Here is a 21239-nt window from a genome sequence, read left to right as displayed (position 1 = left end):
TTACCGACGGCAGCGCCGGCGTAATATTGCGCCTGCGCGCCGGTGACCGGGCACTGGAAGTTCTGCGAGGCGTCCTTGCAGAACACCGTCTCGGGTGCCGGGGCGGGTTCCGTCCAGTAGCGGTTGCCGACGCGCTGCTGCAGCGTCGGCACCGCCGCCAGCGAAAGCAGGTTCTGCGGATAGACCTCGTAGACCGGCACCCCGGGGGAGTAGCGGGGCTCCGGCGGAACGGGGGGAATGGGTGGAATGGGCGGCGGGACAATCTGCGAGCGCAGATACCAGTCGCTGTCTGTCGGATCGGTGACACCATTGTGGAACAGCGTATAAGCATAGGCACCACCGACCACCGCCTGCTGCCCGTCCTTGGTGACATAGTCGCCGCGCAGGACAAACGATCCGTTGGCCGTGCTTGCGCCATTGATGGCGTCAACGACCTTGATGCCGTCGGCGAGCGTCAACGCGCCCGGACCTGTGGTGTTCCTGACGACCAGGGATGTCAGGCCGGTTGCCGTCCCGCCATTGATGACCAGCATGTCCGACGGTGCCCCATCAGCGCCGAGATAGGTGTTGAGCGCAATCGTGCCGCCCTGACCGACAAAGTTCTGCGTCGTCAGCGTCTTGTAGCTTGCCAGCAAGGTAGGATCGCCGACAGGTGGGGTAACATCGATCAGGCCGGCATTGGTCACCTGCTGCCTTACCGTAGAACTCGCGGTCATCGTCCAGATACTTGTGGGATCAACCGAAACGTTGGTGATATCGAAGGCGCCGCCGGTCCAGTGCGAGCCCGTCGCGAGATTGATGTTGGCGTTGGCGAGCGGCTCTGCCTGGGCGTGTCCCGTTAGCACCGCATTGTTGGATGCGTTCAGTTGCACGAGCGTCGGCTGTGGGCCGAAACTATTCTCATAGGCCACCAGCATGTAGCCCCCACCGCCCGTCACGACCGCGCCATTCACTGTCAGATTGAGTGGACCTTCCGCTCCGACGGCAACACCGTCTGCAGCCGTCAGGTTGCCGCCGGAAAGACTGACCGTGTTGGTCGAGCCGGGCGTGAGGTTCAGTGAATACAAGCCATAGGTACTGGCGCCAGTCGTTTGCACCGCGGTGTTGGTGAGGTCGATCGAGCCTGGGCCGCCGTTGATGAAGAGGCCCGCGCCACCTCCCGACGTCGTGATGCTGGAGCCGCGGCCAATCACCGTGCCGTTGGAATCGACGCGCACGCCGAAGGAATTGGCGCCGGTAGTGGTGATGGTGTTGTTGGTCATGTCGATCGTGGCGCCCAGACCACCCGCGTCGACGCCAGCCGCTCCGTTGCCTGAGGTCACGGTGATGGTCGTGCCGATGCTTGTGACGCGCGCGTTCGTCCCTTGGGCCAATAGGCCGCTGACCGGAATGGCGCTCACCACGCCGAAGATCGAGCCAACCTGCCCGGACGTCGTGATGAGATTGGCGGTCTGCAGCACATAGGCGGTGGGGTTCTGCGCGGCATTGATGTTGATGATGCTATTGCCAGATATGGTGATGCTGCTGGTGTCGCGCGCCCAGGCACCAGCGGCCGCGTTGGGGCCCGTAATGGTAACGTTCGCCAGCGCAAGCGTGCCGCCGTTGACGGCAAAAAGACCTGTGCTGCCCGCCTGGCCCGCCACGCCAACACCGTTCAGGTTGATGGTCAGCCTACTGCCGATCGCGCCGAGCGCAACAGTCGTGTTGTCGGCCGTGACGCCGATGCTGCTCGTTGCGTTCATCTGCAAGGTCGAGCCGGGCAGCAGGGTGACCTGGCCGCCGTCATGGAGATAGACCCCCATCGCGCCACGGCCGTTCATCGTGACAGGGATCAGCGCATCGGCGATGACGCGGCTGCCGGCGCCGGAGGCGCCTAGCCCGACGGCGTTGAAGGCTCCCGTCGTTATGCTTGTGCCTGCGTGCAGATTGACCGTGCCGCCGCTCTCCGCGATGGCGCCATGGCCGGCCGAAACGTTCACCGTGGAGGTGCCGGTATTGTTCACCACGACAGCGCTGGCGATGATCGTGCCGCCGATCGCCGCCAGCCCGGCGCCGGTGCCAGTGGTGCTGATCGCCGCGCCGTTCAGTGTGACGGAGCTCGTCGCGCCGTTGGCCAGTACGGCGTGGCCGCCTTGAGTGAGTATGCTGAGGCCGCCGTTCGGCACTGTGATGGTTCCACCACTCGCCTGAAGCGCGTTGCCGTTGACGCTCTGAAAGCTGATTGGCCCGGGAGACGGCCCAGCAGAACTGTCGATGACGAGCGTGCCGCCAGTGACGTTGGTTGCATTGGTGGCTGCCGTCGTCGAAACGCTCGTGCTGCCAACGACGGTGGTGGTTCCCGTGGTGACGTTGATGGTGGTGGCGATCGTCGGTGGGCTCGGCCCAACCGTCTGGGCAATCGCGGGGCCTTGGCTCGTCGCGCCTAGCGCGGCTGTGATCGCAAGGACCGAAGACGTCCTACGAAAGCTGAAAAGAGATGGAGTTGAGTTTGTCGACAGTTGCCAAGGTTGAGCTTCGGGCAAAATCGTAGAGCTCACGGAACACCTCCGTCGACGCCCCAAAAGCCCACATTAAAGTGCGCTTATATTTCAAATCACGCAATTAAGCGGAGGGTTGTGGAGCGATATTGACGAGCGATGTGGCTTTTTGGGCACTTGCCTGGCGACGATGGAGGGCGGTGACTACTTCCAGTCCAATGCGGCGACACTAACGCTTCGCTATTTTTCGCGTGTGGTTGGTCTGATCGAGCCGCACGGCAGGGCCGAGTTCTGTCGGGCCGCGTCGGCACCCTGCCGCTGATGTCGTGTATGAAGTCTAGTGGATGTCTCGCGCAATGGTCTGGAGTTTCTTAAAGGCGTCGTACCTTTGCATATGCCGCTCCTCAGTTTTGTCGCGAGCTGGGGTGTAAGTGCTATGCGTACGCGAAAGCGTCGCCATCGCCGCCCGGATGTCGGCGAAGGCCCCAGCTGCGACGCTGCCGAGGATGGCGGCCCCCAAAAGAACCGGCTCTTCCGAACGCGTCGAAAGAACAGGTTTGCCGGTTGCATCGGCCAGCAACTGACGGATAATGTCGAGCTGTCCGGCGCCGCCGCTGATGACAATCTTGTCGATCGGCGCGCCAGATGTCGCCTGCACGTCGATGATCTGACGCAAACCATAGCCGATGCCACACAGGCCCGCGATGTAGAGCGACACAAGATTGTCGATGTCTTGCTCCATGCCGAGCCCGGCAACGACCGCGCGCGCATGCGGATCGGCAAAGGGCGCGCGGTTGCCAAGAAATTCCGGCACGACATGCAACCCGTCGGCCAGTTCGACAGCGTCGGAGAGCTTGCCAACCTTCTTCGCGGCAAGTTCGGCGAGTAGGACCGGAAGCGAGTGGCCCTGGCTCTTCGCCAGATCCTGTGCCGCGCCAGCTGCGGGATGAAACGACAAGAGCTGGTCGATCGCAGCACCCGCCGCCGACTGGCCTCCTTCGTTCAGCCACATGCCCGAAACCATGGCCGAGTAATAAGGGCCCCAGACACCGGGAACGAAAACCGGCTTCACGGTCGAGGTCATTGTGCAAGACGACGTACCAAAGACATAGCCGAGATTGCTCTGTAGAGGCCCATCGACGCCGACAGTGCCGATACCGCCGGCATGGGCATCGATCATGCCCGCACCTACCGGGGTACCCACAGGTAAGCCAAGCTCTTCAGCTGCGCGTTCGGTGAGGCCGTTTCCGACTGCCGAGCCCGGATCCACTACGTTCTGGCCGATGCGGTAAAAATACTCGTCGGCAAGGACACCGAGCCCTATTTGGTGAAAATAGCTCGGGTCCCAACGCGCCTCATGGGCCAGATACGTCCACTTGCACGTCACCGTGCAAGTTGAGCGTGCGAGATCGCCCGTGGCGCGCCACGTCAGGAAATCGGCGAGATCAAAGAACTGCCATGCAGCGTCAAAGACGTGGCGGCGGTTTTCGCGTAGCCACAACAGCTTCGGCGTTTCCATCTCAGGGGAGATGCGGCCGCCGACATAGCGCAGCACGTCGTGACCCTGGTCATTGATCCGTTCAGCCTGGACGACCGCCCGGTGGTCCATCCACACGATGATGTTGCGCTCGGGGTCTTCCGAGGGACCGACAGGCAGCGAGACGCCATCCCTGCCGAGCACCACCAGCGAACAGGTCGCGTCGAAACCGATGCTTGCCACGGCATATGGATCGATCCCGGCCTTGTCGATGGCCTCGCGCACAGAGGCACAGACAGCCGCCCAAATCTCGATGCTTGACTGCTCGACGATCGAACCGGCCTCACGATAAAGCGTGATGTCGCGCTTAGCCGATGCAAGCATTGACCCGGTTAAGTCGAAGACTCCTGCTCTGGCGCTGCCGGTTCCGACATCCACGCCTACGAGATAGCGCTCTCCCACGGCGGGACGCGCGGAGGAAGTGTTGGTCATGGCCTACCGCCTGTGATTAGAACTGGCTCGTCGAACGGCATGGCAGCCGTCGCGACATCTCTAGAGGTCGACGCTGTTTGGCAGGATTACCAGGTCGCGGATGGTGACGTTGCGCGGACGCGTCAGCATGAACAGCACCGCATCCGCCACTTCCTTCGGCTGCATGAGGCTGCCATTGGCGAGCGCTTCGTCCATCTTTTCCTTCGGCCAATCGTCGAGAAGCGCTGTGACAACCGGACCGGGCAGCACCGCGCCGACGCGCACGCCGTGCTGCGCCACCTGGCGCCGCGTGCTGTGGACGAAAGCCTGAACAGCAAACTTCGAGGCCGTGTAGATCGGCTCCCAAACGACCGGCACAACACCTGCGATCGAGCTGGTGAAGAGGATGTCGCCGGACTTCTGCGCGATCATATAAGGCAGTACCGCATGGACAGAGCGGAACGCCGCGTTGATGTTGAGGTTGAGCATACGGTCCCAAGCGTCTGGATCGCCCTCAGCGATCGGGCCGCCGATATACGCGCCGGCGTTGGCATGGAACACGTCCAACTGGCCGGCGATCTCGAGGATGCGCGGCAGCATGCCCGACACCTCTGCCGGCTTGAGCAGGTCGACGACCAGCGGCCGGGCGTTCGGGCCAAGCTCCTTGCAGAGCTGCTCAAGCCTGTCTTGCGCCCGGTCGACGAGCACGACGACTGCACCTGAGGCCACGAGCGTGCGTGCGCATTCGAGCCCAATGCCCGAGGCAGCGCCGGTGATGGCGGCGACTTTGCCCTTCATGAGGTCAGGCATAATAGAACTCCATTCCGTATTGAGGTCAGGCGCGGCCGTGGCTGACACGAGAGCGCCGCGCCAGCGAATCGACGATGACCGCGATTGCCAAGACGCCGCCAGTGATCATGTAGCGAAGCGACGAGCTGAGGTTGAGAAGGGTCAGGCCGTTCGAGATCGCCTGGATGACGATGATGCCGAGCAGGGCCGAATAGGCACTGCCGCGTCCACCAAAGAGGCTGGTGCCGCCAATGACGGCCGCCGCGATCGCGTTGAGATTGACATCGCCGGTTCCGGCTTGCTGGCTCGACGAGGCAAGTCGCGACGCCGACAGGACGCCGCCAAGAGCTGCAAGCGTCGAGCACAGCACAAAGGCGCTCATATAGATCTGGCGCACATTGATGCCCGAGCGGCGCGCAGCTTCCTTGTTGCCGCCGACAGCAAACATCGAGCGGCCCCATTTGGTACGCGTCAGCGCATAGTTGAGGATTACTGCAAGCGCGACAAAGAGCGCAAACATCCACGGCACCCCACGCCCCAGATTGAGATAAAAGACGGCGAGTTCGAGCGCGACGGTCAGCACGATGGCTTTCAGGATCAGCGTGCCGAGGGGCTGGGCGGAGAGGTTTGCACCCTGGCGCTGCGCCATGGTGCGAATGCCCTTGGCCACCATCACCAGACCCGGTACAAGGGCCAGGCCGTGCGACAGCCAGTTGGGCATGATCAGGATCTGGCCGAAGCGAACCAGCGGAGAGGCATAAGGCAGGTTGATCGAACCCGTCGGCCCGAGGATGAAAAGCTGCAGGCCGAGCAACGCTAGCAGGCCAGCCAGCGTGGCGATGAAGCTCGGCATGCCCAGGCGGTTGTAGAGAGCGGCATAGAGCATGCCGACGCACGCGCCGACAATCAGCGCGGCGACGATAGCGCCGGCGACAGGCCAGCCCATGTTGACCCACAAAACACCGACCATAGCCGATGCCAGCCCGCTCATTGAGCCGACCGACAGGTCGATTTCGCCAAGCACCAGCACGCAGATGATGCCAAGCGAGATGACGCCGACGGTGGCGCAATCAAACAATAGGTTCACCAGGTTGTTTGGCGCGAGGAATACCGGATTGAGGGCTGAAAAGACGACCGAAATGACAATCAGGCCGACAGCGACCGGCAGCATTCCGAGGTCACCGGAACGGACGCGATCGGCGAAACTGCGCAGCATCCCAACAATGCTTTCCTCGTGGCGCACGCGTTCGTCGCTGCGGTCGAGTTTCGGCTCGGTCTGGGAGACTCTGTTCGAAACGTCCTGGCTCATGGTAGCGCTCCGCTCGCTTCGTTGGCCAGGCCGGACTTGCGTTCGAGACGTCTGGACACGGAATTTTCAGTGGCGCCGGTGATCGCGGCGACGAGTTCCTGGTTGGATGCGTCAGGCGTGAACACGCCATTGTTGCGCCCCAGGCGCAGTACGACGATGCGGTCGGCAACCGCGCGCACATCTTCCATGTTGTGGCTGATGATGATGACGCCGAGACCGCGCTCGCGGACGCGCTCGATCAGATTGAGCACCTCGGCGGTCTGCGCGACGCCAAGTGCCGCCGTCGGCTCGTCGAGCATGATGACCTTGGGGTTCAGCAAAAGCGAGCGCGCGATCGCCACCGTCTGGCGCTGGCCACCTGACAGCGACGCGATGGGTTCGCGGACGGAGGGAATGCGCGCCGCCAATTCGCGCAGCAGCTTCCAAGCGCGCACTTCCATTGCTACTTCGTCCAGATTCCACGGTGACATTTCATGGCCGAGGAACAGATTGGCCACGACATCAAGGTTCTCGCACAAGGCGAGATCCTGAAACACGGTCGCAATCCCAAGGTCGAGCGCCTTGCCGGGGCTGTCGAGGGTGACGCCTTGGCCGTTGAATTCGATAGTTCCCGATGTCGGCTGGTGCACTCCGGCTAGTACCTTGACAAGCGTCGACTTGCCGGCGCCATTGTCGCCCACAAGGGCCACGACCTCACCTGCATTGACGTCAAGTTCGATGTCGGTGAGCGCCGATACCGCGCCGAAATTCTTAGAAATGCCGCGCAAGCGCAGCACGAGCTCTCCCTTGGCAGGCATACCTTGGATACTAGCTGTCATGGCCTTCACCTCTCGACCGAAGGCACTCGGCCGCGACAAGTGCGGCCGAGTGCGAATTTGCAGCGTCAGTTGATGATGCCGAGTTTGCGGCAACCTTCAATATATTCCCCGGTGCAAACTTCCTCAGGCTTGTTGATGCCCTTGTCGAAAACTTCCGCCTTGATGTTTTCTGCCGTCACAACGGCTGGAACGAACAGCTGTGAAGGCGTGTCGTAGAGCGTGTTCGGTGCCTCGGGTGTCTCACCCTTGAGCAGCTTCACGGCCACATTGGCTGCAGCAGCCGCCACGATTTCAGAAGGCTTCGAGATCGTGTTGTACTGGTCTCCCGAAATGACCAGCTGCAGCGCAGCGATAGTCGCATCGTTGCCGGTGACCGGGGGAACCGGCTTGACGCCTGCTGCCTTGAGCGCTGCGATCGCACCGCCGCCCGTGCCGTCATTGGCAGCAACAATGCCCTTGATCTGGTCGCCGAAGCGCGTGATCTGGCCGGCGGCCCATTCCTGCGCCTTCGGCGGTGCCCAGTCCGGTGTGTCGAATTCGGCAAGCGTCTTGTAGGATGATGCGTCGAGCGCGGAGTCGATACCGTCGCGAATAAGGCCGGCGGCAGCGTCGGTTGGCGAACCGTTGATCTGGAGCACGCCAGCGCCGTCTGGAACGCCCGACGCCTTCAAGTGATCGACAAGCGACTGCGCGATGGCGCGGCCGATGCCTTCATTGTCGAAGGAAACGTAGTAGTCCGCCGGCTTTGCCGGAATCGGGCGGTCATAGGCAATGACCTTGACGTCCTGGGAATGAGCGATCTCGACCAATGCCGCGGCTGCCGCGGAATCGACCGGGTCAAGGACGATGACCTTGGCGCCCTGGGCGATTACGGAATTGAATTGCTGCTGTTGCAGCGCCACGTCGGCATTGGCATTCTGATAAATGACCGTGCAACCGGGGCAAAGCTTTGCCATCTCGGTCTTGAAGCCAGGGTAGTCATGTTGTTCGTAGCGGGTCGAGGCCTGGTCCGGCATCAAGAAGGCAACGGTGGCGGCTTCCTGCGCCATCGCAGCGCTGCCAAGCGTCACGGTCAAGCCGGTCGTGGCAAGCAAGTAAGTAAGCGTCTTCATAAGTTCCTCCACCAATGATTTGCACCCGCGAGCAGCGGCTTCCGAAAGGGTGTCGAAGTTCAGGCGTTGCTGCGCCATTGCCGTCGAGACGCACGACTTCACTCGCTGCAGCTTGCGCTGCCGCGTCGATTGTCAAGATTCCTGGGTCCGACTCCTCCCTGAGTCAGCTGAGCTTTGCTGGCAACTTCATCGATTGTGCAAGCGTGCTCAATCGATGAAGCAGAATTGCCCATAATCCCCGTTGATGTCAAGGTGGCTCTGAGTGGAGACCATATTCGTGAAGCGAAGCATGCAGACAAAACGAACGACGATTTACGATCTGGCGGAACTCGCCGGCACGTCGGCAAGCGCTGTAAGCGCCGTTTTGAATGGAAACTGGAAAAAGCGCCGCATCAGCAGCCAGCTTGCGGAAAAGATCACACTGCTCGCAGAGAAGCAGGGCTACGCGTTGAACATGCAGGCAAGCGTTCTGCGCCGAGAGCGCTCCAAGATCATCGGCATGATCGTGCCGAAATACGACAACCGCTATTTCGGCTCGATCGTCGAGCGCTTCGAGGCGATGGCACGCGACCGCGGATTGTTTCCGATTGTGACCTGTACCCGCCGCGACCCTGCGCTTGAAGTCGACGCGGCACGGGCGATGCTTTCCTATCAGGTTGACTGCCTGATCGCTACAGGCGCGACCGACCCCGACAGGATCGTCGATCTGTGCTCGGCTGCGGGGGTCCGCACGGTGAACCTCGACCTGCCGGGTTCACGGGCGCCTTCGGTGATCTCGGATAATTACGGTGGCGCGTTGGAACTGACGCGGCGCGTGCTTTCCAACAGCGAGAAGAAATTCGGCGAAATGACCCCGCTTTTGTTCGTCGGCGGGCGCGGGAGCGACCACAACACCTCAGAGCGCGTACGAGGCTTCCGCGCGGCACATGCCGCCGCTGGCGTAAAGGTTGATGAGCGGCTGATACTGACCTGCGGCTACGCGCCAGAAAAGTCCGAGCAAGCGATGAAGCAACTGGCAGAAACCGGGGAGTCGCTCCCGCGCGGCATGTTCGTCAACTCGACCATATCGCTGGAAGGTGTTATGCGCTGGCTTCGCGGATCAGGACATTACGCCGACCGCATTCCGCTGTTGGGTTGCTTCGATTGGGACCCCTTCGTGGCAATGCTCGGCGATCATATAGAAATGGTGCGCCAGGACGTTCCTACAATGCTCGATGCAGTCTTCGAGATCATTGATTCCGGTGCTTCCGATGTAAAAACCGTTCATGTTCCGCCTATCATAGTTGAGCCCGTGTAGTGCGACTAACGGGGCGGCGTCCACGACACCGATTGTCAGGTAACGGTGGTCCACTGGATGTTAGGTCGAAGCGACCGTCTTGCCGGCTTCAAGGGTGCCCACAATCCGGTAGGGTAACTGTGGTGGGATAACTGTCAGTAATACCCGTTGAGTTAGGACTGCCAAAAGCGAGCCCGTTTCATTCGGTAGCCTGGCTGCTCGCTACCGCCAAGTCTCTTAACGTTCGGGGGGCTGGGACGCGATCGGGTCTCCTCGCCCGAATTATTTGCCTTTCGACGCTTGTCCTTGTCGTTGGGGTCGCGATAGTTTCGCGCTGGCTTGCGGGGTAATATTTCATGTTCGTGCGTCATCGTTTTGTCTCCTGCTCTTCCTGAGACAACATGCAATGCGCCACAAGGTTCCTGCCTAAGAGTGCTTGGAGTCCTCAAAGTTGTCGCCCGGCTGCCCGAGAAATCAGTGTAGGTCGCTACGTTCAACGGGTTTCTTCGCCGGGTCAGCCCTAGCGGGAAGCATCTCCTATCGGACTACGAGCACCGGGATCGTCGAGTAGTGAACTACCTCCGCCGTCTGACTTCCGAGCAACAGTCTGCCAACGCCACGCCGCCCGTGAGATGCCATGACGATCAGGTTGCAACCACGCTCGTGCGCAGTTTTGACGATGGCCTCCGCCGGCGAGTCATCGGAATCTTGGATAACGTCGACATTCACGCCGAACTTTTCGGCGGTCTCTTTCGCCAGATTCAAAGCGGCCTCGGCATGGCGTGTCTGGGCTTCCGACCACGAAGCCATCGTGGCGGGGCTGTTCAATGGGTATGGGTCGGTAACAGTGATCACTGTGGCTTTACTGCCAAGGTTTTTTGCCAAGGTCAGTCCATGCTCGACCCCCTTCTGTGCAAGGACCGAACCATCGGTGGTTATGAGGATGTGCGTGTACAAATCTACCTCCACTGCTCAAACAGGTCGTAATCACAGCAAATAGTGTGTCGTGTGTCCATGGCGTCGTATGTCGAGACCAAGCTCAAGCGGTCTTGTCGCCCGGTCTGCATCCAGTAGTTGGATTGATGGCCGTCTCGTTGCGTGCCAGCAATATTGCGACACGCCGGAGATCAGCGCCTAAGCATCGCTGGCTAGGCAGACTACGCCGGTGGCAGTTCGAATAGCGTGGCGCCGTTCCGGTGCCCGACTTGCACATAGCCGATGATGCGGAACCACCTTGTGACCTCGGGTCGGTCGAACCAGCCATTCGAGTGGATGGGAAGATTGCCGGCTAGCTGCTGGATCTGTCGAAGGTGCCGCTTGCAAAAGCGGACCGTTGCCGCGGTGAAGAACTCCTCTTGCGCGGCAAAAGACGTCACAGCGGCGTCCGAATGTTCATGCCAGGCAATGATGGCCACGGCGCGGTCGTCTTTGACAAGCGCGTGCGCGCGGCCCTCCTTGAGATTCATCATCAAGTTGTCGTAAGCGATCTTTGCGTCCTTGCCGGCCGCGGCATATTCTTCCGACATCCTTTTCGAAAGATCGTGAAAGACTATTTCAAGATCTCCGATAGTTGCTGTTCGTGCTCTCACGTGACCTCCTTCCCCCAAGGAGGCAGTTTGCTCGCCTATCGGCATAAGTCCAGCAAAGAAATCTCAATGAATGCGCCGAAAACGGTTCATCCATTGCTTGCCTTCGGCGTCTCACGGGCCCAAATCCCCGAACGGTCAGCAGCTCGAAGGGCGACTTGCAAGTTGGCGTAGTCAGTAAACATCCTACGGCCTGTCCTGACGACTGGAGGTGATCGACAAACAGCGCACGGGCAGATCGACGATTTCGTCTGGGCCATGCGCTGTTTCTGCATCGAAATACAGGCTGTCGCCTGCTGTCATTCGATAGTGGCTGCCACCAAGGCGGTAGATGACTTCGCCTTGCAGCATGTAAAGGAAAACCATGCCTTGGTGACGGCAGACGGGAAAGATGTCGGTACCTTGCAAAAGCGAAATCAAACAGGGTTCGACCACAAGGCCACTCGCGTTGGCGCTTGCATGGCCGAGGCGTTTCTGCCGCAGGCTGGCTGAAGTTTTGTTCGCAGCTTCATTGCAGAGCACCTCCGCTCTAACGTACACGGCAGTACGTTCGGCCTCGAAGCGGCTAACCAGCCACGTGATTGGTATAGCCAGACCGCGTGATATCGCCTGCAATGTCGATAGCGAGGGGGAAATGCCCCCATTTTCGATTTTGGACACCATGCCAACCGACAGGTTGGTCGCCGCTGCCAGATCGCTCACCTTCATGCCGTGTCGCGTCCGAAAGGCGCGAACCTCCCGACCAATTGCATTATGCAGCAATGGTTCCCTGGCTTTTTTCACGGCTGCCGGAGTCCGATAGCGTTAAAGGATTTGAAAAATTCGGGGTGATCCGTCGCACTGAACGGATCACCCGAAATCGAGATCAGTATCCGCCCAGCCTCGCTGGCATCACAACCGTTCTTGTCAGAACATAGTGCAGGAGCGCTGCAATCACGCAGGCGGGAACGGATGCGCTAACCCATATGAATGGCCCATGCGCGGCAAGCGATTGAGGATTGAACAGGGCGTAGTAGACGAGGCCACCACCTGCCAGCGCCACGAACGAGGCCGGATTGATGCCGCGCCAGAAGGCATAGTCGGAATCGGCGCTATCGTTGAATACGTCGCATTGCTTGATGCGCCCGCGACGCAGGACCAGATAGTCGACCGCCGTCACGCCAGAAAGGGGTGCGAAGCCGAGCGCGGTCCAGGCCAGGAACTTGAAGAAGTTGTCGTAGATCTGGCCCGGGAAGAAGGCGATGACGATGACTGGAAGAAACAGCGCGCCGGTCAGCACACCCCATGGAAGTGCCTCGAAATAGCGCCCGCCGGCTTGCCGCATCGCAAGGCACATGCCGTAGAAGATGCTGACAATGGCGGTGATGTTTGCCAATCCGACAAACAACAGGGCCGTCACGCCGACAAAGGCTCCGCCCAGCGGGATCATCCACGCCGTCGGGTCATGCGATCCCAGGCTGAGTGCTGCAAACAGGCCAACCAGCTCTCCCAAAACAGCGGCGGCGAAGATGCCGATCAGGTTGGGCCACAGTGCCGCCCTAGGCGAGCGCGTGAAGCGTGAAATGTTACCCAGCACCGGCCACCAGCCAAAACCTGCTGCCAGATTGAATTCGACCGCAATCATGAAGTTGATCCGGTGGTCGTCGAACGGCGCAAGAGGAGCAGCATTGCTGATGTCGCTCCAGCTTTTGTGGCTGAAGATGAGGAACAGGATGCTGAAGCACAAGATGAGCTTGCCGGGGCCTACGAAGCGGTTAAGCCATTTGACGGCGGTTGGACCCTTCCACAACAACAGCCACGAGATCGCAATTGCCAGAATGGCGAAGAGCGTAACACCGAGGTCGTTTTCGCCGATATGTGTGCCGCCGACCTGGTTCATGACGCCGCTGATGGCGCGCCCGAACATGATCGACAAGACCGCCGACCAGCCGACACCGTAGATCGCTAGAAAGAACCCCACCAGGATAAGGATTCCGGTCGGCCCGAAGACGCTGCGCATCAAGGTGAATTGCTCGATCCCGAACTTGCCGGTCGAGATGCAAACACTGACGGCCATGATCGAAACGCCGATGACGTTGCCTATGATGATCGCGTAGATGCCGTCCCTGGCGCCGACGACCAGAGCGGTGCTGCCGCCAAGCAGAAATGCCCAGGTGGCGATGGCGAGGCCGATATTGATCCAGGAGTGATCGAGAAAGCCGAGTTCGCGCTCTTCCTTAAGCACGGGAAGGGTGCCGAAGGCAGCGCTTGCTCCAGTGAATTTGGGTGGAGGGGCCATCAGTTACCTCCGATCCACATGGCGATCGACACGACAAGAATGAAGGTCGTGACGGCAAACCAGATGCCGATTTCGCGGCTCGATATGTCGGTTCGCGCCGGATCCGCATAGTTTGGATCCGCAATGATGTTCAGTCGTCTGTTGAGTTCCCGACGCATTTCATTGTCAGGACTCGCTGAAGTGATTGTCATTTTATCCTCCTCCAAAGATTAAATGAATACTTCTCCCCAAGGCGTTGGTTAGTTCCAGCGCTTTGTCCGGGGGTAGTCTTATGTGCCTGGCGGGTCGGCATCGCATGAACGCCCGTTCGGGCGAGAGTGACCTCGGCCGTTGTTTACGTGTGATGCTTTGGGGGTTCGCAAGCGGGGTTCTCCTATCTGAACGACCCCATTACCGGCAGTTACTTGGGTGTGTGGCACCCCTTAATTTTATCATTTGAGGCGCGCCTGCTCATCGGCTCATTTAAGGTGCGGCAGTTTGATTTCGCTGTCAAACCTTTTCCTGACATTGCTGTAAAAATATTAGAGATAGCGCACATATGCAACAGCGCCCGTCCATTTTGGGCTAAGAAGTTGGCAAGGCGTCACGGGAGTTCATACGAAACGTTCCTGCACGTTAAGTGCATTCACGCAGATAACATATCGTTATTTATCAGGATATTAGCTGCCCACATCGACATTCGCTGTAGGCGTCCTCAGGGCGCCGGTGGACGTAAGTAAGCTAGCCATTTTTCGCGACGCATCGAAAAAAGTGCCAAAAACGCCTGTTGACACGTCTGTCAAAGATGCGTAGCGTCAAGGTCGAAAGAGCAATCAAGTACCTCAGTGCACCGACATCTGAAGCGGCAACTTGCCTTTCCTTCAGGTGCTGAATCGATGCTGCCGCGCCAAACCTTCTCGGCAATGCTCACAGTCAGGAATCATCCATGGAATCGGCCGCTCTCATTCATCTTGAAGATCGTGTGAAATCGGTGAAGCGGGCCAAGACCCGTTTCTATCGCAATCCCGGGGTTCGGGCGGAATCGCTGCTGGAGGCAGCGCTGGAGTGCTTCGCTGAAGAAGATTACGAGAGCGTCACGATCCCGCTTATCGCCAAGAAGCTGGGCGTTGCTCATTCTCTTATCTATTATTACTTCAAGAATAAGGACTCGCTATACCAATCCTCTGTCCTTCATGCGCTTGACCGGCTGATGACCAACTATGGTGAAGTCGTTGCCCGGCATGAAAGCCCCGCCGAACTGTTGAGCGCTTATCTGGACCTCAATGTCGAGATGTCGGAGACGCTGCGCAGCCTCGTACGCATCATGTTCGTCAATGCCGGTGGCGCCAAGGACGCTGGCCCCAGGTTCATCGATAGTTTCGTTGAGGACTTCTACGAGTCCGAAAAGCGGGTTCTCGCCGATTGCATCCGTAAGGGCGTCGAGGTCGAGATGTTTGCCTGTCCAGACCCCGATGAGATGGCGGCGTTCATCTCGCGCAACATCGACGGCATCTACTTCGGCAGTTTCATGCCGCATGGCGCCCCGATCCCAGCGGCGATGAGTTATCTCAAGGAGGTGGTCTGGGGCCTGTTGCACTATGCCGGAGATGCCAAAACCAAGACTCCGTCCACGACAAAAAACGGGAGATAGCCATGTGTCAGCTATGCGGCTGCGGGCCAGAGAACATTCGCATCGATGGCAAGGGCGATGGTGGAAGCCACGAGCACCAACATCACCGCTACGATAGCTACCAGCATCAACATGACGGGCACGATCACGGTGACGGACATTCCCATCATCATGGTCATCATGCTGATCATCATCACGACCATGACCATCACACAGTCGAAAATCTAGGCAACCGCGACCTACATTTCGGCAAGGACGCGGCCAAGACCCATGTGCCGGGCATGAGCCAGAAACGGCTGGTGCAGATAGAACAGGAGATATTGGCCAAGAACGACATGTTCGCCGACGACGTGCGGGGCGAACTCTGTGGCCATGGCGTACTTGGGCTCAATCTGATTGCAAGCCCCGGTGCGGGCAAGACCACCTTGCTGGTCGAAACCTTGCAGCGTTTGAAAGGCACGTTCCCGACCTGGGTGATCGAAGGCGATCAAGAAACCACCAACGACGCCGACCGCATTCGGGCAACTGACACCCAGGCAGTGCAGATCAATACCGGCAAGGGCTGCCATCTCGACGCCGACATGATCCAGCGCGCGCTTGCATCGCTTTCGCTGGAGCAGGGTGGTGTGCTGTTCATCGAAAATGTCGGCAATTTGGCGTGCCCGGCAGGCTTCGACCTTGGCGAAGCCCACAAGGTGGTCATCTTGTCGGTGACCGAAGGCGACGACAAACCGGTCAAGTATCCAGAAGCATTTGCTGCCGCCGACCTTCTGGTCATCTCGAAATCGGATCTGGCGCCTTATTGTGATTTCGATATCGCAGCCTGCATTTCGCGTGCCCGTGAGATCAACCCAACGATCGAAAGCATCGTGGTCTCGGCGCGCGACGGTACGGGGATGACCGATTGGCTCGACTGGATCGTCCGTGCCCGCCAGTTGCAATTGCAGGACCTCGCTCGAGACCTGCAGGCGCGGGTGGAATCCATCCGCAACACCTTGCATGCGTGAGGTGGCGTCATGCACGAACTCACCATTGCTTCAAGCCTGATCGATCTCGCCAGCGATCACGCATCGCGTAACGGTCGTGCCCGGGTAACTGGAATGCATGTGCGCCTCGGCGTCATGTGCGGCATCGCCCGCTCGCTCTATTTCTGCTTTGGTCCAGCCACGCGCGGCACCCCTTGCGAGGGCGCAAAGCTGCACATTGAAGAAGTGCCGTTGACCATATTCTGCGAGCACTGCGCAGAGGCGCGCTCGCCTATCTCTCTTTCCAATCTGCGCTGCCCAGACTGCGGGAGGCCTTCGCGCAAGGTGCTGTCGGGGCGCGAAATGGAACTGACCCATATCGAGCTTGAGGACGAAGCTCCGCATCCGGCGTTGGCCCCGGTTGGGCAAACACTTCAGTAGTTACATCTGTTGGGAGGAACAGCAGCATGCTTGATCGAAAAGCAGACATAGCCAAGTGGGAGTTCACGCCACATCAACATCGTGGCCCCGCCGAGCAGTTCGGCGAACATGATCATATCTACTCTCCGAAGCTGCACAACGGCTCGTTCAAATCCAGGGGTCTCGCCACCTTCATGGGCGCACCTTATTGCCCGCCGGACCGTCACAAGATCCGCGAAATGGGGGCAAAGATCTGCTTCCTGGCCGTGCCTTGGGATCAGGGCCAGATCGTGCGCGCCGGCGCTTCGCAGGGTGCTTCGGGCTTGCGGGAGGCGACGACGCAGTACTTTCCCTACATGTTCGAGTACGACGTCGACCTGTTGAGCTATTTCCGCGTAGTAGACTGCGGCGATGTGCCGACCGTGCCCGGCAACAATATCAAGTCGCAGGAATACACCACCGACTACGTCACCGAATGCCTCGAAGGTGGGGCCAAGGTGATCCTGTTCGGTGGCGACCATTCCCTGCCGATCCCTGGCGCCAAGGCGCTGTCGCGCTTCACCGGCAGCGGCAAGATGGGCTACCTGCATGTCGACAGCCATCTCGACGCAGGACCCGACTGGGCGGGCAATCTGATCACCAATTGCTCCGGTGCGCCGCGCGCTCTCGACCTGCCCAACTGCAATGCCCGAAACATGGCGCATATGGGCTCGCGCAACGGGCTCAATCCCAAGGACTGGTGGGATTTCTACGTCGACAACGACATCCGTGTCGTCACCATGCCCGAGATGATCGAGCGCGGCCTTGAAGTGTGCGCCAACGAGATCTTCGAACGGGTGAAGAAGGACGCCGACACGCTCTACTTCACCTGGGATACGGACTCGATCGACATGAGCTGCATGCCCGGCTCTACCTCGCCGGAATGCTACGGCCTGAAGGGGCGCGAAGCGATCCAGTTCGCGCGCATCGCTGGCCGGCACGGCTGCGACATTCTCGATGTCGTCGAGCTCTGCCCCTACTTCGACTCCAGCCAGATCAGCGCCAAGATGACGGTCAACATGATCTACCACTATCTCGGTTCACGCGCTCAGACCCTGCGCCAGCAGGGCAAGCAACCGTAAGAATTCTCAGGGAGGAGATACAGTCATGAACCCAGCAAAATCCTATGCGCATTTGTTCTCGCCGCTTGGCGGCGACGCCGGTGACAACTACCGCGCACCTGGCCTGATCACGTTCCTGCGTTCGGCTCACGTGCCGCTGAACGCCGAAGCACTGAAGGCCTGCGGCGCCAAATATGCCTTCGTGGGTGTGCCCTTCGACGAGGGCAATGTCGGCAAGCCCGGATCGGAAGACGGCCCGCGTGAATTCCGTCTCGTTTCACAGGAGTATTTCTCCTACTGGTTCGAATACAATGTCGACCTGCACGGCAAGGCTGTTGATTGCGGTGACGTTTCGATGCCCAAGGTCAGCCCCGAAGTAGCCCACGAACGCATCTATCGTGCGGTTCGCGAAGTGCTGAAATCCGGCCTCACCCCGATCATCTGCGGCGGCGACCGCTCGATCTCCATTGCTGCGGCACGCGCGCTTTCCGACCACATCGGGGCATCCAAGAAGATGGGCTACATGCATTTCGGCGCCCAGCTCGACATGGCCGACAGCTGGGCTGGCGAACGCAATCTCGCTCCTTGCGCCATGGCGCGCATCACCGAACTGCCCAATCTCGACATCAGGAATGTCGCACATCTGGGTGCTCGCAACGCCATGAACCCCAAGGATCATATCGATCTTTCGAAGGAGAGGGGCATGCGATACGACACGATGTTCGACCTGATCGACGGCGGCATCTTCCCGCTGGTCGAGCGTTCGATCGATCGCGTCTGGAACGGCACTGACGCGCAGTATCTCAGCTTTAACTTCAACGTCATGGATTCGTCAGCGGCACCCGGCGTCACATCGACGGAGCCGGGAGGCATCGAGTCGCGTGAGATGATGCGCATCGCCGACATGATCGCCAAGCGCGGCGGTGTCAGCGTCATCGACCTCACCGAGCTTTGCCCGATCTTCGACATCAGCGGCACGGCAGCCAGGTTGGCCGCGTGCGTCATCATGCGCCTGATGGCCTCGCTGGCAGCGCAGGATGGTGACGTGATCGACGCCAAGCTGCGCCGCACCGACCTGATCGCCGCCGAGTAAGAGACAACCACTTGCACAAGGCCGGCTGCGGCCGGCCACAGGAGTTGATGGTGAACACGAACACAACAAAGATGACGCGCTTCGCAGCAGCGGTTGCTGTTGCCTATGTCGCCTCGACGATGCCGAGCTACGCGCATTTTCTGCCCGAGGCGGGCGGTCTCGGAGCCGGCCTGTCTCACCCGCTGTCCGGGCTAGACCATATCCTTGCCATGGCAGGGGTGGGTATCTGGGCCGGGCAGAACGCCGACAACGAACCGGTGTTTCGCTGGCTGCCGCTGGGCTTCGTCATTGGGATGATCGCAGGCGCGGTCCTGGGCATGACCGGCCTTGCGCTACCCTTCATCGAACTGGGCATAGGCGGTTCGGTGGTGCTGCTGGGTGCAATCGTTGCGCTGGGCAGCAGGGTGCCGTTCGCCGCAGCCTTTGCGATGACGCTTGCATTCGGCAGTCTGCATGGCTTCGCCCATGGCCAAGAGTTGCCGATCGCCAGCAATGCCTTCCTCTACGGGCTAGGTTTTGTGGCCTCTACCGTGGTCCTGCATGCAATGGGCTTTTCGCTTGCGTCCTTCATTGCCCGTTTGTCCTGGCGCTCAGCGCTCAAACTGGGTGGTAGTGGCATGGCCGCAGCAGGCGTTGCCATGGTGGCTGGCCTGGCCGGCTGACGGGCTAGGCCGGCAAACAGCGGAGGTGGCACGACGGCACTCCGCGCGGCCTGAGCGTTAAAGGACGCTCAGGCCAGCGCCGCGGATGCCGAGGCGACTGCCGAACTTCATATCCCCACATTTGTCGCTGCTCGCAATCGAGCCGCGATCAAAGGCACCGCCAGGCGCGGCCTCTTGCCCGCCTGCCTGATCCCTTTTGACTGGAGAAGACTATGACTTTGAGCTGGCGCTTTACCGCTTTGGGCGACCGACACCGCGCGCTGGGTTCCAATCTCGAGGATTGGAGTGGCATGGGCACGGCATGGACCTACGATGCCGACCCGTTCGACCAGCATGTTGCGATCCGAACCAAAGCCGGCCTGATGGACGTATCGGGCTTGCGCAAGATGCACTTGATTGGCCCGCATGCAATCGCGGTTCTAGAATACGTCACCACTCGCAGCGTCGCGAAGATCCAGCCAGGCCGTTCGGTCTATGCCACCATGCTCAACGAGCGCGGCCATCTGATCGACGATTGCGTGATCTACCGCAACGGACCCAATTCGTGGATGCTAGTCTCGGGCACCGGTACCGCGCATGAAGAGATCGTCAAGCAGGCGGCTGGCCGCAATTGTGCGGTGCTGTTCGATGACGATCTGCACGACCTTTCTCTGCAAGGCCCGGTGGCGGTCGATTTCCTTGCCAAGCACGTGCCGGGCATCCGCGACCTCAACTATTTCCACCACATTCACACCATACTGTTTGGCGCTCCAGTGACCATTTCGCGTACCGGCTATACCGGCGAGCGCGGTTACGAGATCTTTGTACGCGGGCAGGATGCGCGCCTAGTCTGGGACACGATCCTTTCCGAAGGCAAGGAGATGGGCATCATTCCATGCTGCTTCAGCACGCTCGACCTGCTGCGGGTTGAGAGCTATCTGCTGTTTTTCCCCTATGACAACTCGCAGATGTATCCCATTTCCGGTGAGCCAGCCGGCGACAGCCTGTGGGAACTCGGTCTCGACTTCACAGTTTCGCCTGGCAAGACTGGCTTCCGCGGTGCCGAAGAGCACTACCGCCAGAAGGGCAAGGAACGCTTCAAGATTTTCGGTATGCTGATCGAAGGCGACAAGATGGCCGATCTCGGCGACGAGGTCTGGGCTGATGGAAAGAAGATCGGTGTCATCACCTGCCCGTCTTATTCGAAACTGACCAAGCGCTCGATGGCGATCGTTCGTCTCGACGTGCCCTATGCCAAGCAAGGCGTGAAGCTTGAGGTGCGTGGCAAGTCGCTGAGAGCAAACGCCATTGCCCACACGTTGACCTTCGACGACCCGGAGAAGAAAAAGCGCACCGCAAAGGGCTGATACAGGAAGGGGAGGGGAGGGGCGAAGCGACATGACTGTCTGCTCTTGAAGATGCGAAGGCTGGGATTCAGAGCGATGCGCCCTGATTGTTAAGCTCAAGCTCCCATCGCCACACTTCGCCAGCCTCATCGTCTTGTGCCACCCCCGCACGGCAAAAGCCAAGGCCAGCGAGGATGCGCGTCGATGGGTTCTCGGTCGGCAGCGTGAAAGCGTGAAATTTTGTCAGCGATCCGTTTGCACGGGCAATCGATACAAGTTCCGCTGCCATGCGAGAAGCGAAACCTCTACCTGACCTGCCACTGAACTGTCATCCAGCGGCAATTAGAGCCTCGGCGGTTTTGATCCGATACCGTTTATTGGACCGCCGGAAGGTGGAGTTTCCCGGCTGTTTCACAATGACGGGCTGGTGGCGCCATCGTGATTGATCAACGATATCGGTACCTTGTGTCCG

At 59.8% G+C, this 21239-nt stretch carries 20 protein-coding genes; 9 read left to right on the top strand and 11 right to left on the bottom strand.

What is annotated here, in order from left to right; genetic code table 11:
• From C8K44_RS26260 to C8K44_RS26230, 6 genes are all read right to left on the bottom strand, one after another.
• On the bottom strand, positions 1-2537 hold a 2537-nt coding region (locus C8K44_RS26260), incomplete at its 3' end, for an autotransporter outer membrane beta-barrel domain-containing protein (RefSeq protein WP_146204017.1).
• 277 nt (positions 2538-2814) lie between these two features.
• Complete coding sequence (locus C8K44_RS26250; protein WP_109578705.1) at positions 2815-4446, bottom strand: FGGY-family carbohydrate kinase; 1632 nt, start codon at positions 4444-4446, stop codon at positions 2815-2817.
• Positions 4447-4506: 60 nt separating this feature from the next.
• Positions 4507-5235: an SDR family oxidoreductase gene (locus tag C8K44_RS26245; protein WP_109578704.1), complete on the bottom strand. Its 729-nt coding sequence runs from the start codon at positions 5233-5235 to the stop codon at positions 4507-4509.
• A gap of 25 nt (positions 5236-5260) precedes the next feature.
• A complete protein-coding gene (locus C8K44_RS26240) occupies positions 5261-6523 on the bottom strand; it encodes an ABC transporter permease (protein WP_109578703.1) in 1263 nt (420 codons plus the stop codon).
• Positions 6520-7341: an ATP-binding cassette domain-containing protein gene (locus C8K44_RS26235; RefSeq protein WP_199227213.1), complete on the bottom strand. Its 822-nt coding sequence runs from the start codon at positions 7339-7341 to the stop codon at positions 6520-6522. The genes C8K44_RS26240 and C8K44_RS26235 overlap by 4 nt, the downstream gene beginning before the upstream one ends.
• Positions 7342-7406: 65 nt before the next feature.
• Positions 7407-8453, bottom strand: a complete 1047-nt coding sequence (locus C8K44_RS26230; RefSeq protein WP_109578701.1) for a sugar ABC transporter substrate-binding protein — start codon at positions 8451-8453, stop codon at positions 7407-7409.
• A 277-nt stretch (positions 8454-8730) separates the two neighbouring features.
• On the opposite strand from C8K44_RS26230, the gene C8K44_RS26225 reads away from it, so the two are divergent.
• Entirely contained in the window at positions 8731-9750 is a 1020-nt protein-coding gene (locus C8K44_RS26225; RefSeq protein ID WP_109578709.1) for a LacI family DNA-binding transcriptional regulator, read from the top strand.
• A gap of 516 nt (positions 9751-10266) precedes the next feature.
• Here the strand turns inward: C8K44_RS26225 and C8K44_RS26220 are convergent.
• The 5 genes from C8K44_RS26220 to C8K44_RS27410 form a co-directional block, all read right to left on the bottom strand.
• Positions 10267-10686: a universal stress protein gene (locus C8K44_RS26220; RefSeq protein ID WP_109578708.1), complete on the bottom strand. Its 420-nt coding sequence runs from the start codon at positions 10684-10686 to the stop codon at positions 10267-10269.
• 200 nt (positions 10687-10886) lie between these two features.
• A complete protein-coding gene (locus C8K44_RS26215) occupies positions 10887-11318 on the bottom strand; it encodes a hypothetical protein (RefSeq protein ID WP_109578707.1) in 432 nt (143 codons plus the stop codon).
• Positions 11319-11501: 183 nt separating this feature from the next.
• The gene (locus tag C8K44_RS26210; RefSeq protein ID WP_281063012.1) at positions 11502-12098 is read right to left on the bottom strand and encodes a helix-turn-helix transcriptional regulator; all 597 of its coding nucleotides are present in this window, start codon (positions 12096-12098) and stop codon (positions 11502-11504) included.
• An 82-nt stretch (positions 12099-12180) separates the two neighbouring features.
• Entirely contained in the window at positions 12181-13593 is a 1413-nt protein-coding gene (locus C8K44_RS26205) for a cytosine permease (RefSeq protein WP_109578699.1), read from the bottom strand.
• On the bottom strand, positions 13593-13784 hold the full coding sequence (locus C8K44_RS27410; protein WP_146204016.1) for a hypothetical protein: 192 nt from the start codon (positions 13782-13784) through the stop codon (positions 13593-13595). The genes C8K44_RS26205 and C8K44_RS27410 overlap by 1 nt, the downstream gene beginning before the upstream one ends.
• A gap of 734 nt (positions 13785-14518) precedes the next feature.
• Between C8K44_RS27410 and C8K44_RS26200 the strand changes: the two genes are divergently transcribed.
• The 8 genes from C8K44_RS26200 (at position 14519) to C8K44_RS26170 (ending at position 20788) form a co-directional block, all read left to right on the top strand.
• Entirely contained in the window at positions 14519-15223 is a 705-nt protein-coding gene (locus tag C8K44_RS26200; protein WP_109578698.1) for a TetR/AcrR family transcriptional regulator, read from the top strand.
• Positions 15224-15280: 57 nt separating this feature from the next.
• The gene (locus tag C8K44_RS28105; protein WP_245417648.1) at positions 15281-15430 is read left to right on the top strand and encodes a hypothetical protein; all 150 of its coding nucleotides are present in this window, start codon (positions 15281-15283) and stop codon (positions 15428-15430) included.
• Positions 15431-15483: 53 nt separating this feature from the next.
• On the top strand, positions 15484-16209 hold the full coding sequence (hypB, locus tag C8K44_RS26195) for a hydrogenase nickel incorporation protein HypB (protein WP_245417647.1): 726 nt from the start codon (positions 15484-15486) through the stop codon (positions 16207-16209).
• A 9-nt stretch (positions 16210-16218) separates the two neighbouring features.
• Positions 16219-16608: a hydrogenase maturation nickel metallochaperone HypA gene (locus C8K44_RS26190; protein WP_109578696.1), complete on the top strand. Its 390-nt coding sequence runs from the start codon at positions 16219-16221 to the stop codon at positions 16606-16608.
• Positions 16609-16634: 26 nt separating this feature from the next.
• Entirely contained in the window at positions 16635-17708 is a 1074-nt protein-coding gene (locus tag C8K44_RS26185; protein ID WP_109578695.1) for an agmatinase family protein, read from the top strand.
• A gap of 25 nt (positions 17709-17733) precedes the next feature.
• The gene (locus tag C8K44_RS26180; RefSeq protein WP_109578694.1) at positions 17734-18780 is read left to right on the top strand and encodes an arginase family protein; all 1047 of its coding nucleotides are present in this window, start codon (positions 17734-17736) and stop codon (positions 18778-18780) included.
• Positions 18781-18830: 50 nt separating this feature from the next.
• Positions 18831-19442 (top strand): HupE/UreJ family protein, encoded by a 612-nt coding sequence (locus C8K44_RS26175; RefSeq protein WP_158282808.1) that lies wholly within the window; start codon positions 18831-18833, stop codon positions 19440-19442.
• A 212-nt stretch (positions 19443-19654) separates the two neighbouring features.
• The gene (locus C8K44_RS26170; RefSeq protein WP_109578692.1) at positions 19655-20788 is read left to right on the top strand and encodes an aminomethyltransferase family protein; all 1134 of its coding nucleotides are present in this window, start codon (positions 19655-19657) and stop codon (positions 20786-20788) included.
• Positions 20789-21239 lie beyond the last annotated feature (451 nt).

Source organism: Aminobacter sp. AP02 (assembly GCF_003148805.1).
Classification (GTDB): Bacteria; Pseudomonadota; Alphaproteobacteria; order Rhizobiales; family Rhizobiaceae; genus Aminobacter.
The sequence above is the reverse complement of the archived record's forward strand: the minus strand, read 5'-3'. Positions and strand labels throughout refer to the sequence as shown.